This is a genomic window from Sphingomonas zeae (genome assembly GCF_014197135.1).
Taxonomy (GTDB): Bacteria; Pseudomonadota; Alphaproteobacteria; order Sphingomonadales; family Sphingomonadaceae; genus Sphingomonas; species Sphingomonas zeae.
In genome coordinates this window covers 1-14,527 of record NZ_JACIFA010000019.1, presented here as the reverse complement: position 1 = coordinate 14,527, position 14,527 = coordinate 1, and the positions used below count along the sequence as shown (strand labels likewise).

Below are 14,527 nucleotides of genomic sequence, written 5' to 3'. Positions count from 1 at the left end.
GGATTGAGCCAGGGATCAGGGCTGAAGGGGCGTGTCCTGCTGCCTGCCATGCCCGCCCCGATAGAAACGTCGCGCCATTCCGATCGCCCGCCAGCGTAGCAGGTCATCGACGCCCGCATAGCCCAGGCCGAGATGCGGAGGCCGCGAAGCCAGTACGTCGCCCAGCGTCACCTTGCCACCCCGCAGCGCTGCGCGCGCCAGTTGCCGCCATCGTCGCGCGGTTTCCCAGCGGATCAGCTTCAGGCTTTGCGCATCGGGTTCGACCCGCTCGACGAAAGCGTTCTGCAATCGGGTGATCGCTTCCCCCAGTCGGCGCAGCGTCGCGCCATCGGGGATCGGCGCGCCTCCCATATTATGCACAACCAAGAGCCGTGCGACCTCGTCCGCCTCTTCCCCCAGCAACGGCGTGTGGACCTCCGCCAGCACCCGCGTCGCGCTGACGCGCATCAGCGTCGTGAATCGCTTGGACACGCCCCCCTCATGCTGGCGATAGATCAGCAACGGCTCGTCCAGCCGCGCGATGCGGCCGAACGCGACGATGCGGTGATACAGGTCGAAATCCTCGGCATAGAGGATTTCGGGCCGGGTGAACGGATCGAGCCGCCGCGCGACGTCGGCGCGTACCATCACCGTCGACCAGGCCAGCGGATTCTCGATCCAGCTCAGCCAGGCGATCAGGTCGGGCGTGGTGTGCGGCGCATAGTCCATGGGCAGCACGCGGCGGCCCACCAACTGTTCGGTCTGCGCGCCGACCAGCACGACATCGGGGTGCGCCTCGAGATAGGCGACCTGCCGCGCCAGCCGTTCGGGCCGACACAGATCGTCCTGGTCCAGCCCCGCGAGATACCGGCCACGCGCCTCGGCAAAGCCACGGTTGCGGGTGTTCACCGGGCCAACATTGACCGCATTCTCGATCAGGCGAACCCGGCGATCGGGCCAGTTCCGCACCAGTTCGCGCGTGTCGTCCGACGAGCAATCGTCAACGACAAGCGCTTCCCACGCCGTCAGCGTCTGCTCGCCCAGGCTGGCCAGCGTTTCGCCGATCAGCGCGGCCCCGTTATAGGCCGGAATGACGACACTGACGATCGGCGGAGCGGTGGGGGGCGGGGCGGCAGGATCGCTCATGCCGCCGCGCTGCTCCAACCTTGCGTGCCCTGTCCCAGCAACTGCTCCACGATCATCTGGCCGACATCATTCTGCCAGAGCCACAGGCCATTGGCCTGCCCCTGGAAACTTTTCTCGCCACCCAGCCGCCCCCAGGGCACGAAACCGGCGGACAGGCCGATGCCATAGGCGTTCGGCACCGGCCGATCCCGATCGTCGAGGATGCGGCAATGCCGATCGACCATCGGTCGACCCGCCCTGTACGCCAGCGCGATGGGCTGGCCATTCGTGTCGAACAGCGGCAAGCCATGGGGACGATAGCCCAGCGCCCCGACCACCAGATCGGCCTGTGCGATGATCCGCCGCGCCTCCGGATCGTCATCCCCCGCGATCCGATGCAGCGTGACGCGCGGATCGGGCGTGCGCCCGCCCAGCGCCAGCATCCGCATAACCAACTCACGCGACTCCAGCCGAAGCCCGGCAAGGCGCAGCACGAACCCACTGACCGGACAGACATCGTCCGGGGTAAAGTCGGTAAAACCTTCCGCCTCGGCCGCCTCGACCGACGGAAAGAACGGCTTGGGCAGAGTGCGTACCATCAGCGTGATGGCGCCGGCGCCCCAAGGCAGGTCGTGGCATTTCAAAAGCTGCACCGCCGACGCCAGCGCGCTGGTCGACGCGCCGACGATCACGGCGCGGGGTGCCCGCCGGTCGGCCAGCCGCGCCGCCACCTGCTCCACGCCGCCACGCCGCAACAGGGCGTCGGAGCGCATCAGGCGATCGCCCGCCAGCGCGCCCAGCCTTGCGCCTGCGACCATGCTCTCGGCGATCTGCTCGTCGCTCTGATACCCCCCGGTCGCCAACACCAGGCTGCGCGAGGTCAGACTGCGCTGTCCACCCGGTCCCGCGATGGTGGTGCGCCAATATCCCTCCTCCGTCTGTTGGGCGCTGAGGGCTTCGGTATCGGTCAGGACATCGCCGCCATGCGCGGTGATGATGTCCCGCAGCCGCTGCGCGGTCACAGTCAGCAGCGGCGCGGTCTCGCTGAGCGGTGCGCCCAGGGCTCCGCAATGCCGTGCCATCATCTGTCCCGCCGGATGCGACTCTAGCGCCGCCAGTTCGGGATAGGGATTGTCCCGGACCGCCGACAGGAAGGTCTCGGCCGTGGTGTCCGACCGGATTGCATAGTCGCCAAGTGCCCCCGGGCCGAGGCGGGCCGACCGCTCGACCATGACCAGCCCGTCGCCTGCCAGCCGTTCCAGCAGCCCCTGCTTGCTGGCCGCCGTCAGCACGGCGGTGCCCGCCGGTCCGCCGCCGATCATGACGCAGCCCTGGACGGCGTCGCCGCTTGCCGAAACCGGCCCGTACTGAGTGGCAACGCGCGCGATGGCGGCCATCACCCGCCCCGCAATGATCGTCGCATCGCCCGGCCCCATCGCGTCGGTGATCGGCAGGCTGAGCATCCGTGCCGAGACGTCATCCGCAACCGGAGTCGGCTCGATCAGAGCGGTGTCGCGAAACAGCGTCTGTTCGCCCAGATGCGGGCTAAAATACTGGCCCGCCCCCACCCCATCGGCCGCCAGTGCGCTGACGATGGCGGCACGACGGGGGGCCAGTTCGGCAGGAAGCAGAACCGGCATGAATTGCGTGGCCTGCCGCATGGCGTCGACGCGCTGGCATGACAAGCCGGTCAAGGCATCGCGATACTCCCGATCCATCGCCGCCCGCGCGGCGCAGATCGAATCGAGTTCCGCCAGCTTGCTCCGTGCCATGAGCGCCAGCACCTCGGGCATTTTGGCGTTGATGCCGGGCAGCGTCGCGTTGCGGCCGCTTTCGAAACCGAAATTCGTCATGGCGCGCAACTGGTCGATGCGATCCGCATCGCCGCTGTAGATCAGTCCGCCCTCCCCGACCGAAAAGGTCTTGGTCGCGTGCATCGAATAGACCAGCGCGAACGGCGCGCCCGTGCCGAACCCCCGGCCGCCTTGGTCCAGCGTTCCCAGCGAGGCGGCCGCGTCGATGACGATGCCGACCTCATGACGCCGGGCAAGCCAGGCATAGCGATCGAGATCGATGACCGCACCGAAGGTCGCATAGGGGACGATGACGCCGATCCGGCTGCCGTGCAGCGCCAGCATCCGCTCCTCCTCTGCGGGATCGGCGGCCCAGGTCTGCGGATCGACATCGACGATCAAAGGCGTCAACCCTGCCCAGATGGCCGCTTGCGCCGTCGCGGCGAAGGTCATGGCGGGCATCAGTGCGAGCGTTCCCGGCGCGGGGTGCATTCCTGCCGCCTGCCGGATCGCGATCATCAGGCCCAGCGTCGCATTGCCGACCGCCAGCGCCGCCCCGCGCCCGTCGAACAGCTGCGCGACCATCTCTGCTTCGAGCGCGCGCACTTCTGGCCCGTTGTTGCTGAACTGGCCGGACGCCTCGATCCGCTCCAGACCTTCCTTCTGTTCGGACAGCCGGGGCGGTCGCGGTGCGATGAGCGGATATTCCATCTGTCGCCTCCCGTGCAACACACTCCGACCTCTGTCATATCCTTCCTAAGAACTTGTTAGCACAAGCCGGATCGACATGCCGCCAAGATCCCATTCCGGGAGAAAGGTCTGTCTTCCCGGCCAGCGGGCGCGTGCGGCCGTCCAGGAACAATGCCGCCCTTTGTTCAGTCGGTTCACTTGGGATAAGCGAGCGATGATGACCGAACCCCTGAACGCTGCAGCCCATGTCATCCAACTGGCTTTGACGCCGATCTTTCTGCTGACCGCCGTGGGATCGCTGCTCAACGTCTTCGCCACGCGGCTGGGGCGGATCAGCGACCGGATTCAGGGGCTCAAGAGGGACGGCCGGACGAATGGCCAGGAGATGCGCCGCCTGCGCCTGCGGTCGAGGATTCTCGACATCGCCGTGACCCTGACCGCTGCGGCGGGGGCGATGACCTGCTGCGCCGCGATCACTCTGTTTCTGGGCACGCTGCGCGATTCCCGTCATGCGACGGTGCTGCTCTTCTTCTTCGGCGGCGGGCTGATCTGCGCCGTGGCGGGGCTGGCGTGTTTCGTGGGGGAAATCACGATCGCCGGACGCGCGCTGCGCGACGACAATGGGGAAGGCTGATTCCAGCAGCTCAACTGCGACGCCCTGCTTCATCCCGGTGGTGGGTCCGCCGGGACTCGAACCCGGGACCTCTCGATTAAAAGTCGCTTGCTCTACCAACTGAGCTACGGACCCGCCATCGGGGTGGAAGCGACCTAGGGGCGCGGACGCCTGCGGTCAACACCATGTCGCATATGGCGCACACGCCGCCCGTCGCGCGGATCGCGCCAGTCCGCCGCAATGGCGGCCAACGGGTGCAGCACGAAATCGCGTGCCGTATAGGCGACATGCGGCACGATCAGGCCCCGTGAGCGCCATTGGCCGCCCGACCACAGAATGATGTCCAGGTCGATCACCCGCGCGCCCCAGCGCTGCCCGGGCCGCCGCCCGAAATTGCGCTCGATCGCCTTCAGCCGGGCGAGCATCCGGGGCGGGTCCAGCGGGCTTTCGACCAGCGCGGCGGCATTGGCGAAAGCGCGGATCGATGGGCCGACCGGCGCGGTGGTCAGGATCGGCGACACCGCATAGACGCCCGACAATTCCGCCAACGCCGCACGAATCTCGTCACGCGGGCCGCCATGCTTCCCCGGACGGTTGGAACCCAGCGCAATGGCATAGCTTGTCGTCGTCATCTCTCCCGACTACCCGAGCGTGATGCCTGACGCATCCCTTCCCGCGATCCCGGCCCCTTTGGCCCCGATTCAGCCGCCGCGTGACTGCCCGCTCTGTCCCCGCCTCGTCGAGGTCCGGGAAGCCGTGGCTGCTGAATATCCTGCCTGGTGGAACGCCCCCGTGCCGCCGTTCGGCGATGGCGACGCGTGGCTGGCCGTGGTTGGCCTTGCCCCCGGCAAGCATGGCGCCCACCGCACCGGCCGCCCCTTTACCGGCGATGGCGCCGGGCCGCTGCTCTATGGCACACTCGCCAAATTCGGGCTGGCCGAAGGGACTTTCGCCGCGAAGGTCGATGACGGACTGACGCTCAACGGCGCGGTCATCCTGAACGCGGTCAAATGCCTGCCGCCTGAGAACAAGCCGACCCCGGACGAAATCCGCACCTGCCGATCCTTCCTGGAACGGGAACTGGCGGCGCTGCCCCGGCTGTCGGTCATCGTCGCGCTGGGCGAGATCGCGCACCGCTCGGTCATCAAGGCGCTGGGCGGACGCCTGCCCAAGGCGCGATTCGCCCATATGGCCGAACACCGGATGCCCGGCGGCGCGGTGGTGATCGATAGCTATCACTGCTCGCGGTACAACCAGAATACTGGCCGCCTGACCCCCGAGATGTTCGAAGCGGTTTTCGCGCGAGCGGTGGAATTGCGGGGCTGAACCCATTCCTCCCCTTACAGGGGAGGAATTTGCGTCAGATATCCTGCACCAGCCGCCCGTACAGCTCCGGCCGCCGATCGCGGAAGAAGCCGAAGGCGGCGCGGTGGCGCTTTACCCGGTCGATGTCCAGGGTGGCGACGATCACGCCTTCCTCCTCGCGGTCCAGCTCGGCCAGGATGTCGCCGCGCTCGTCGCAGATGAAGCTGGTGCCGTAAAAGGTCTGGCCATGCTCGCAACCCACCCGGTTGGCGGCGACGATCGGCACGACGTTGGACACCGCATGGCCCACCATCGCCCGTCGCCACAGCCGCGCGGTGTCGAGGCTGTCGTCATGCGGCTCGCTGCCGATCGCGGTCGGGTAGAACAGGATTTCCGCGCCCATCAGCATCATCGCGCGCGCCGTTTCGGGATACCATTGGTCCCAACAGATGCCGACGCCCAGCTTGGTCGCGGGACCGTCCCACACCTTGAACCCCGTATTGCCGGGGCGGAAATAGAATTTCTCCTCATAGCCCGGCCCGTCCGGGATATGGCTCTTGCGATAGACGCCCGCGACCTGTCCGTCCGGGCCGATCATCGCCAGCGAGTTGTAATGATGCGGGCCGTCCGCCTCGAAGAAGCTGGTCGGGATATGGACCTTCAGCTCGGCGGCCAGTTCCTGCATCGCGCGCACCGCCTGATGCTCGGCGGTCGGCTTGGCGTTGGTGAACAGCCCCTCATCCTCGACGCGGCAGAAATATTCGCCCTCGAACAACTCGGGCGGCAGGATCACCTGAGCCCCCTGCGACGCCGCCTCGCGGACGAGCCGCGACACGTTGGCGATGTTGCGGTCGATATCGGCGGTAAAGGCCAGTTGCAGCGCGGCGACGGTGATCTGGGTCATGCCCCGCCCTTTAATGGCTCCGCGCCCAGGCGTCACCCCGCTTCCGCATCCAGCCGGGCGCGCAAGGCGTCGAGAAAGGGTCCGGGCTGATCAAGGCGCAAGGCCACCGCACGTACCGGAGATCGCCGCCATCGCAACCGTGGCGGCAGCGGCTCCGACAGACGAATCACGATGTTGGGCCAGGCGAGCAGCGCGATGTTCCAGCTGTCGAGCGCACGGACCGTTTCGCCATCGGGGTTCGCCACCGCTGCCGCGATCGCGTCATAGGGAATTGTCCGGTCGACCAGCAGCCCGGCACGCAGCCGCACCCCCGTCTCGGTGAGCAGGACCGGCGACAGGCGCAGCGACTTGATGAGGCCGATCAGGTACAGCAGCGACACATCGCTGACGACAAACAGGACCAGCGCCGCCGTCCGGCTCCAATGCGCGACGAGCAGATGGGTGACGCCGATCTCGATGCAGGACAGCAGCAGCAGCGCTATCATCATCGGTTGAAGATGCCGGTGATAGGCGAAGCCCTGCGCGCCCGCCGGTATGTCGGGCACCGCGCGCCAACGGAACAGCGCCAGGTGAAGCAGCCGCGCCTCCGCCACCGCCAGTCGTGCAAGGGGCCGGGGCAGGATCTCGGCCAACGGGGCCACCCAGCGGTCGGGATCGCTGGCATTCCAACGCCGCACCCGCTCGGCCACCCGGCACAGACCCCGGCCCCCATGGATCGCAATTGCGGCGGCCGGAATCGCCAGAGCCCAGGGCATGGCGATCAGCGCCGCGCGCACCGGTGGCGGCGAAAGGCTGAGCACCGTCAGGCCCGCCGTCGCCATTGCCGCGATCCCGCCACGCCAGTCGAGGTGCCGCGTGCGCGCCATCAGGCCCAGCATCATGGCATCGGAGGCGATCCAGAGAAACGCCAGCGCCGCCGCGCGAGGATGGGCCGCCGCCACGGGCAGCCGGAGCATCGCCGCGACGACCATGATGACGATCGGGGGCAGGATCGTGGAGGGGGAAAGCCAGACGGGCCTCCGGGGCAACTCGACAAACATGACAGGCGCCTTTTCCGGAACTTTTGCGACTCCGTCTTACCGTATGCGCCTTGCGTCGTCCAAACTGGGTCGATGGGCCGCTGGCCGCTTGGAGTGGCTGGCGGCCGGCGCGCAGCAAAGAAAAAGAAAAGGCCTGCGCTTGCCGCAAGGAAAGCACAGGCCCGTCATCCGCTCGGGAAAGGCGATCAGCGCGCCGGAATCTGCTGCGAGATGCAGTGGAAGCTACCGCCGCCGGTCAGGATCGCGTCGGCACGCAGACCGACGACCAGGCGATCGGGAAAGATCGCCTGGATCGCAGCCACCCCGGCTCCGTCATTCTCGCTGCCATAGAGCGGCACGACGACCGCGGCATTGCCGATATAGAAATTCATATAGCTGGCGGGCACGACCTCTTCGTCGCGCAGCACGCGGCCGGGCGAGGGGATCGCGATGACCTCCAGCCCGGCGGCCAGCGCATCGCGTTTGGCGGCGGCATAGACCTGCCAATTGGGGTCATTCTCCGCCGCTTCGGGAATGGCGATGCGGTTAGGACCGACGAAGCGCGCCAGATTGTCGACATGGCCATCGGTATGGTCGTTGAGCAACCCGTTGCCCAGCCACACGATCCGGGTCAGCCCCAGGTCCTTGCCCAAGCGGTCGGCGATCTCATGCTCGTTCAGGACCGGGTTGCGATTGGGGTTGAGCAGGCATTGACGCGTCGTCACGGCCAGCCCGGTACCGTCGCCATCGATGGCGCCGCCTTCCAGCACCCAACTGCACGGGGTAGCGGCGATCCCGCGATCCTCGGCCAGCCGCGCGCCGACCGTGTCGTCGCCGGGCAGGTCGTATTTGCCGCCCCAGCCGTTGAACTGGAACAGACGTGCCGAACCGTCCCCCGTGATGATCGGGCCGGTATCGCGCAGCCAGATATCGCCGAAGGGCTGTACGACCACGTCCGCCATGCCGCCCGCCATCGCGCGCGCGGCGTCGGCTGCCTCGCCATCGGCGGCGACCAGGATCACCCGCTCGCCCCGGCCATCGGCATGGACGGCGCGTGCAAAGGCCAGCACTTCCTCGCGCGCGGGTTCCAGATCGTCCTCCCACAGCTCGGGGTGGCTGGGAAAGCCGATCCACACGGCCTCATGCGGAGCCCATTCGGGCGGCGGGGGCGTGGTCACCGATGGCATGATCACTGGGCGTTCTTCCTGCTTTGATCGCGAATGGCGCGAAATTCGGCGGTGGGATACCAGTTGGGCCACAGGCCCGGCCGGTCGGCCAGTGTCCTGCCAAGTTGATAGTAGACGGTCAAATCCTCGACCGCGCCCGACCAATCCCAGTTGGCGTCATATTCGTCCGACGGCTTGTGATAGCGATGCGCGACATAGTCCTCTGCCGCCGCCTTGCCCGCCGCGACGCCGCCCATCACCTTATCCTGCCCCGACCCGCCGTCGAGCATCGGCACGCCCAGCTTGGCGAACGAGAAATGGTCGGAACGATAATAGCTGCCCCGCTCGGGATTGGCCTCCTCACCGATATAGCGGCCCTGTGCGCCGACCAGGCCCTTGGCGATGTCCTCGATTTCGGACTTGCCCTTGCCGACCAGCACGAAATCCTTGGCGCGCCCCGTCACGTTCAGCCCGTCCATATTGACCCCGCCCACGGTGCGGGCGAGCGGGAACACCGGATGCTGCGCATAATAGGACGAACCAAGCAGCCCGCTTTCCTCGGCCGTCACCGCCAGAAAGGCGATCGATCGCTTGGCAGGTCCGGCCTTGGCTTGCGCCTCGGCCAGCGCCACCAGCCCTGCAACGCCGGTCGCATTGTCGAGCGCGCCGTTGCAGATATCGTCACCCTCCACCGCGTCGCAGCGGCCCAGATGGTCCCAATGCGCCGAATAGAGAACATAGTCGCCCGGCTCGGTGGTGCCGGGCAGCACGCCGATGACGTTCTTCGATGCCTGACGCCGGATCGTGTTGGCGAAACCACCCGACAGGGTCAGGCCCAGCGGCACCGCCTTGAAGCCCTTTTTCTGTGCCGCTTTGGTCAGCGTGGCCAGGTCCTTGCCCGCCGCCTTCAGGATGCGCTCGGCCATGGGCTGCTGTAGCCAGCCGATGACCTGGGACTGGTCCATATGATCCCCCGCCTCGTCCAGTTCGAGCTGTGGCCCGGTCCAGGAGGATTGCACCACCGCCCAAGGATAGGCGGCAGGCTCGGTCTGATGGATGATGAGCGCGGCGGCGGCGCCATGCTTTGCGGCATTTTCGAACTTATAGGGCCAGCGGCCATACCAGGTCATCGCCCGCCCCTCGAACGGCCCCTCGCGCCCCATGGTCTGCCAGTCCGCATCGTTGATCAGGATGACCGCCGTCTTTCCGCGCACATCGACCCCGGCATAATCGTCCCAGCCCTTTTCCGGCGCGGTGATGCCGTATCCGACAAAGACCAGCTCGCTGTCCTTCACGTCGATGCGCGGCGTCACGCGATAGGTGCCGACGACCATGTCGGTGCGATAGGCGAGCGGGATCGGCGCGCCCTTCCCCCGGACCGTGAAGGGCTGGACGTCGGTGGCGGTGATCTCGACCATCGGCACGTCCTGCGTCCAGCTGCCCTTGTTGCCGGGTTTCAGTCCCGCCTTTTGGAACCGGTCGACGATGTACGCGACCGTCTTGTCCTCAGCCAGGGTGGTTGGCGCGCGGCCTTCATAGGCGTCGGACGACAGGGTCTGCGTGACGGTCTTCAACGTATCAACGGAAATGGCGGGGCGTTCCTGCGCGATGGCGGAACCGGACAGCAGCAGTGACAGCAGGAGCAGACGACGCATGATAGGCTTTCCCCTTGTGTTTGGGGGTGTTGTGCCCCGCGGAACCACTATGGGCAAGCTTGCCAAGCGCCGACTGGCCCGTCAGATTGGAATCATGAAGATGCTGTCACCGTTCGCCGTGCTGGTTTTATTCGGCTGTATTGGGCTGCTGACCGGGAAGTTCGGCCTCTGGTTTCCGTTCGGCTTCGTCGCCGCGGTAATTGTCGCGATCATGCAGAAAAAGCGGACCGGATAGGACATTCCCGCCCATTCGGCGTCGCCCCATCCCTATCGGCAGGAAAGCAGGGAAATGGTCGCCGCACTGGACGGCTTCTGCAACCGTCGTCGCGACAAATGGTTGTGCGGCTCTGTCGGCCGATGATTATGTCATGCCGGATAAGAAGGAGGGAATGATGAAGTGGATTGCGGCCATGACCGCTGCGATGGTCATCGGAACGGGTGCCCCCGCGCTGGCACAGGAATCACCGAACCTGTCGCCTGCCTATATCAACTGCATGAGCCGCGCCGGTAGCAACACCGTACAGAGCGGCGTGTGCACCCAGCGCGAGGCGGCGATACAGGATGACCGCCTGAACAAGGCGTATCAGCAGGTCATGCGGCAACTGGCCTCGCGCCCGGCGGTCAAGACCGCCCTGCGCGACCAGCAGCGCCGCTGGATCCGCGAACGGGATTACAGCTGCAAGATCAACGGCGACACGATCGACACCGGCTGCATCGTCACCAAGACGGCGCTGCGCGCGGATCAGCTGGAGCGCCAGGTCCGCTTCTGATCGCGGTCCTGGTGCTGCATGGCCTTGGGCGGCTGTCCGTCAGTCGCCCAGGGAATAGACGGCTTCGAACTTGCCATCCTTCAGCCCGCCGATCACCCAGGACGAGGGTTTGCCGTTGGCGAAGCTGACCGTATATTTCTCGTAACGCTGTCCGTTTGCGTCCTGCGCCTTGTCGAACGTGACCGACTGGATCGCCCCCGCCGCCTTGATCGCGGGCGCCATCTTCGGCAACTGCTCGCGACAGGCTTTGAGCAATTCCTCACCCATCAGCGCTTCCGGGCAGGTGCCGCCCGCAACGGCGGTCATCATGGTGCAAAGCTGGTCGGCATACAGCCCCTGCTCGGCCGTCTGGGCGGTGGCGGCGGTCGTGCTCAACAGTGCCGCAACGGTGATGAAACCTAGGCGCATCAACATCCTCCCCCTTTGAACAGGCGGAGTATGCGCCCGCCCCCGCGATCCGGCAAGCAAGCGCCAAACAAAAAGGGCAGCCCCGATGGGACCGCCCTTTCCGTATATTCGGTAAGACCCGAAATTTAGCGCGAATAGAATTCGACGACCAGGTTCGGTTCCATCTTCACCGGATAGGGCACCTCGTCCAGGGTCGGGATGCGGGTCAGCGCGACCTTGGTGTTGCCGTCGGCGGTGACATAATCGGGCACTTCACGCTCGGCGAGCTGCTGCGCTTCCATGACCAGCGCCATTTCGGTCGCCTTCGAGCCCAGCGAAATCTCGTCGCCGACGAAGCAGCGACGCGACGCGATGTTGCACTTCACGCCGTTGACGCGGATATGGCCGTGGCTGACCAGCTGGCGCGCGGCGAAGATCGTCGGTGCGAACTTGGCGCGGTACACGATCATGTCCAGGCGCTGCTCGAGCAGGCCGATCAGGTTCTGCGAGGTGTCGCCCTTCATGCGGGCGGCTTCCTGGTAGCAGGCCTTGAACTGCTTCTCGGTCACGTCGCCATAATAGCCCTTCAGCTTCTGCTTGGCGCGCAGCTGCAGGCCGAAGTCCGACATCTTGCCCTTGCGACGCTGACCATGCTGGCCGGGGCCGTATTCACGCTTGTTGACCGGGCTCTTGGGACGACCCCAGATATTCTCGCCCATGCGGCGATCGAGCTTGTACTTCGCGCTCTGACGCTTCGACATTTTGAATCCTTGGCAATTACGAACGACGTTGGTCCCGGTATCGCACCATGCAAGCCTTTTTAGGGGACAAGCGCAGGCCCACCGCTTCACCGGGATGCGGGGGCAATTGCGAAGCGGCGCGCCTAGACGATAGGCACGCCCGAGTCAAGCGAAGCGGCGGATCAGCGTCCGCTGGCGGTGTTCAGCCGACCTGTCGCGCTGTCCACATCGTTGCGCGCATTGGCCGCGATCTCATCCCATTCCGCCTGTGTCTTGCAGATGCGCTTGGCGCCCAGGCGCGAGCCGGTGGTTTCCTGCACCCGGCAGATCTTCTTTTCCTTCACCGGCGGCGGGGTCGGTTCGGCCTGTTGTCCGGCAAGGGCCAGCAGCAGCAACGTGGTCAGCATCGTCCTATCTCCCAATGGGAACGCGCGCCCATGCTATCCTGCGTCGGGCCGGATCGGCAAGCCGGGCTGGACAGCACGGACGCCACCCGGCAGAGCCTTCGCCCATGACCCAGATTCTCGCCGGACCCGATTGCACCACCATGGCGGAGGTCCGCGCGGGCGTGGACCAGCTCGACCGCGAACTGGTCACCCTGCTCGCCCGGCGCTTCGCCTATATGGACGCCGCCGCCCGTATCAAGCCGAGCCGCGACCGGGTGCGTGACGAGTACCGCAAGGCGCAGGTCATCGACCAGGCCCGTGCCGAGGCCAGGCGGCTGGGCGTGCCCGAGGCGGTGATCGCGGAGATGTGGGAAACGCTGGTCGAGGGCTCGATCGCCTATGAGCTGGCGACGTTCGACCGGACGCGGGGGTAAGCGGGCCACACCCCACGCCTCGGGCTTCGACTTCGCTCGGCCGGAACGGAGGTGCGGATTGATCCCTTACCGCTGACGCGGCCGCGCCAGCGTCGACAGCACCCCGCGCAGCGTCCGCACCTCCTGGCTCGACCAGCCGGGCTTGGTCAGCAGCGTGCGCAGCGTGCGCTTGCTCGCAGGCGTACGGTCAGGCGGGAAGAAGAAACCGGCGCTCTCCAGCATATCCTCGAGCTGGCCGATCATCCCATCCAGTTCGCCCTGCGGCGCGACCTCGGGCAGTTCGACTTCGGGCGGCTGGGCCAGTTCGACGCCCTTCGACCATTCATAGGCGATCAGGATCACCGCCTGGGCGAGATTCAAGCTGCCGAATTCGGGATTGATCGGCACGGTGACGATCTTGCGTGCGATGGCGACGTCGTCGGTTTCCAGCCCCGAACGCTCCGGCCCGAACAAGAAGGCCGCCCGGCCCACGGTGTCCGCATGGATTTCGCGCGCGGCTTCCTCCGGGGTCACAACCGGCTTGGTCACACCACGCTTGCGCACCGTGGTCGCATAGACCTGCGAACAGTCGGCCACCGCGTCGGCGACGCTCTTATAGACCTTGGCCTGTTCCAACACGATGTCCGCGCCCGACGCCGCCGGACCCGCCTGCGGATTGGGCCAGCCATCGCGCGGGGTGACGAGGCGCATCTCGACCAGCCCGAAATTCAGCATGGCACGCGCGGCCTTGCCGATATTCTCGCCGAGTTGCGGGCGGACCAGGACGATGACGGGGCGCTGGGGCTTGTTCACGATCACTCTTTCGTTCGCCCTGAGCGAAGTCGAAGGGCACGTTCCGCGCGCCGTATCGCGGCTTCTTTGAGCGCCGTCCAGTCGGTTGCGATCAGGGCTGCCTTCTTGGCGCGGGATCCGCCTTTAATCTGGCGTTCGGCGGTGAGGGCTTCGTGGCGGGTGGCGAAGTCCTATGACCAAGCCAATGGCACCGGCCCGGTATGGGTGATGTTGAACTGCTCCCGTTTCGACCGGATAAATTTGAGCCTAACAGGGTGACTTGGGGCGATCTCCTGCGCAGTCACCGTCAGTGGGATGACGTCGAGAGGCTGAGGATCGTCAAGGAGGCGCTGGAGCGCGCATGCCCAAAAGCGACATTGCTCGTGCACTCGCCGCGGCCCAGGACTATCTGGTCAGCCTGGTCGCCAGCACGCTCGGGGGCGGGCGCTCGACGGTGTACCGCCGCCTGAGCGGCAGCACGAGGCGGACTTCGAGCTCCTTGAGGGCCATGGGGGGGTATCTCCTGCCGAGGCGGCGATGATACCCACGAAAATACCCCCAAAGGCAAATCGACGTCCTGGCATCGCCGGGGCGGATATGAAGCGTTTTGAGCGTCCTCGACTCGAGGCTAACTCACGCAAAACAGACACAAAAAAGCCGCCTCGGGAGATCCCGGGCGGTTATGGTACTTGGAAATATGGTTGCGGGGGCAGGATTTGAACCTGCGGCCTTCAGGTTATGAGCCTGACGAGCTACCGGGCTGCTCCACCCCGCGCCAATTCTGGAAGGT

At 66.2% G+C, this 14,527-nt stretch carries 16 protein-coding genes, 2 tRNA genes and 1 pseudogene; 6 read left to right on the top strand and 13 right to left on the bottom strand.

What is annotated here, in order from left to right; translation table 11 throughout:
• Positions 1-15: 15 nt before the first annotated feature.
• Together GGR45_RS17840 and GGR45_RS17835 are read right to left on the bottom strand one after the other, a co-directional pair.
• Positions 16-1,125, bottom strand: coding sequence for a glycosyltransferase family 2 protein (locus GGR45_RS17840; RefSeq protein WP_175310320.1), 1,110 nt, complete (start codon positions 1,123-1,125; stop codon positions 16-18).
• A complete protein-coding gene (locus GGR45_RS17835) occupies positions 1,122-3,608 on the bottom strand; it encodes a DegT/DnrJ/EryC1/StrS family aminotransferase (protein ID WP_175310321.1) in 2,487 nt (828 codons plus the stop codon). Before GGR45_RS17835 ends, GGR45_RS17840 begins: the two co-directional genes overlap by 4 nt.
• A gap of 193 nt (positions 3,609-3,801) precedes the next feature.
• On the opposite strand from GGR45_RS17835, the gene GGR45_RS17830 reads away from it, so the two are divergent.
• Complete coding sequence (locus GGR45_RS17830; protein ID WP_246358305.1) at positions 3,802-4,221, top strand: DUF2721 domain-containing protein; 420 nt, start codon at positions 3,802-3,804, stop codon at positions 4,219-4,221.
• A 38-nt stretch (positions 4,222-4,259) separates the two neighbouring features.
• On the opposite strand, the gene GGR45_RS17825 is transcribed toward GGR45_RS17830, so the two are convergent.
• Both GGR45_RS17825 and folK read right to left on the bottom strand, forming a co-directional pair.
• Positions 4,260-4,335: transfer RNA gene (locus GGR45_RS17825), tRNA-Lys, on the bottom strand.
• A gap of 20 nt (positions 4,336-4,355) precedes the next feature.
• Positions 4,356-4,832, bottom strand: coding sequence for a 2-amino-4-hydroxy-6-hydroxymethyldihydropteridine diphosphokinase (gene folK, locus GGR45_RS17820; RefSeq protein WP_175310322.1), 477 nt, complete (start codon positions 4,830-4,832; stop codon positions 4,356-4,358).
• 22 nt (positions 4,833-4,854) lie between these two features.
• On the opposite strand from folK, the gene GGR45_RS17815 reads away from it, so the two are divergent.
• Entirely contained in the window at positions 4,855-5,526 is a 672-nt protein-coding gene (locus GGR45_RS17815; RefSeq protein ID WP_175310323.1) for a uracil-DNA glycosylase, read from the top strand.
• Between the two features lie 34 nt (positions 5,527-5,560).
• Here GGR45_RS17815 and aguB read toward each other — a convergent pair whose 3' ends face one another.
• From aguB to GGR45_RS17795, 4 genes are all read right to left on the bottom strand, one after another.
• Positions 5,561-6,409, bottom strand: a complete 849-nt coding sequence (gene aguB, locus GGR45_RS17810) for an N-carbamoylputrescine amidase (protein ID WP_175310324.1) — start codon at positions 6,407-6,409, stop codon at positions 5,561-5,563.
• 32 nt (positions 6,410-6,441) lie between these two features.
• Positions 6,442-7,449 (bottom strand): hypothetical protein, encoded by a 1,008-nt coding sequence (locus GGR45_RS17805; RefSeq protein WP_175310325.1) that lies wholly within the window; start codon positions 7,447-7,449, stop codon positions 6,442-6,444.
• 185 nt (positions 7,450-7,634) lie between these two features.
• On the bottom strand, positions 7,635-8,606 hold the full coding sequence (locus tag GGR45_RS17800) for an agmatine deiminase family protein (protein ID WP_175310334.1): 972 nt from the start codon (positions 8,604-8,606) through the stop codon (positions 7,635-7,637).
• 11 nt (positions 8,607-8,617) lie between these two features.
• Positions 8,618-10,249 carry a M28 family peptidase gene (locus GGR45_RS17795; RefSeq protein WP_175310326.1) on the bottom strand — a complete coding sequence of 544 codons (1,632 nt, stop codon included), beginning with the start codon at positions 10,247-10,249 and terminating at the stop codon, positions 8,618-8,620.
• A gap of 49 nt (positions 10,250-10,298) precedes the next feature.
• On the opposite strand from GGR45_RS17795, the gene GGR45_RS17790 reads away from it, so the two are divergent.
• Together GGR45_RS17790 and GGR45_RS17785 are read left to right on the top strand one after the other, a co-directional pair.
• A complete protein-coding gene (locus tag GGR45_RS17790) occupies positions 10,299-10,484 on the top strand; it encodes a hypothetical protein (protein WP_175310309.1) in 186 nt (61 codons plus the stop codon).
• A 154-nt stretch (positions 10,485-10,638) separates the two neighbouring features.
• Positions 10,639-11,019 carry a lysozyme inhibitor LprI family protein gene (locus GGR45_RS17785; RefSeq protein ID WP_183989019.1) on the top strand — a complete coding sequence of 127 codons (381 nt, stop codon included), beginning with the start codon at positions 10,639-10,641 and terminating at the stop codon, positions 11,017-11,019.
• Between the two features lie 39 nt (positions 11,020-11,058).
• On the opposite strand, the gene GGR45_RS17780 is transcribed toward GGR45_RS17785, so the two are convergent.
• The 3 genes from GGR45_RS17780 to GGR45_RS17770 form a co-directional block, all read right to left on the bottom strand.
• Complete coding sequence (locus tag GGR45_RS17780) at positions 11,059-11,433, bottom strand: hypothetical protein (RefSeq protein WP_217497839.1); 375 nt, start codon at positions 11,431-11,433, stop codon at positions 11,059-11,061.
• Between the two features lie 119 nt (positions 11,434-11,552).
• Positions 11,553-12,167 (bottom strand): 30S ribosomal protein S4, encoded by a 615-nt coding sequence (gene rpsD, locus GGR45_RS17775; protein WP_042490485.1) that lies wholly within the window; start codon positions 12,165-12,167, stop codon positions 11,553-11,555.
• A gap of 161 nt (positions 12,168-12,328) precedes the next feature.
• On the bottom strand, positions 12,329-12,553 hold the full coding sequence (locus GGR45_RS17770) for a hypothetical protein (RefSeq protein ID WP_175310329.1): 225 nt from the start codon (positions 12,551-12,553) through the stop codon (positions 12,329-12,331).
• Positions 12,554-12,657: 104 nt separating this feature from the next.
• On the opposite strand from GGR45_RS17770, the gene GGR45_RS17765 reads away from it, so the two are divergent.
• A complete protein-coding gene (locus tag GGR45_RS17765; protein WP_175310330.1) occupies positions 12,658-12,966 on the top strand; it encodes a chorismate mutase in 309 nt (102 codons plus the stop codon).
• A gap of 66 nt (positions 12,967-13,032) precedes the next feature.
• Here the strand turns inward: GGR45_RS17765 and GGR45_RS17760 are convergent, their stop codons facing one another.
• Complete coding sequence (locus GGR45_RS17760; protein WP_175310331.1) at positions 13,033-13,758, bottom strand: RNA methyltransferase; 726 nt, start codon at positions 13,756-13,758, stop codon at positions 13,033-13,035.
• A 308-nt stretch (positions 13,759-14,066) separates the two neighbouring features.
• On the opposite strand from GGR45_RS17760, the pseudogene GGR45_RS20055 reads away from it, so the two are divergent.
• Positions 14,067-14,275, top strand: a pseudogene (locus GGR45_RS20055) (IS3 family transposase); the annotation flags it as partial.
• Between the two features lie 160 nt (positions 14,276-14,435).
• On the opposite strand, the gene GGR45_RS17755 reads toward GGR45_RS20055, so the two are convergent.
• Positions 14,436-14,512: transfer RNA gene (locus GGR45_RS17755), tRNA-Met, on the bottom strand.
• Positions 14,513-14,527: the final 15 nt, after the last annotated feature.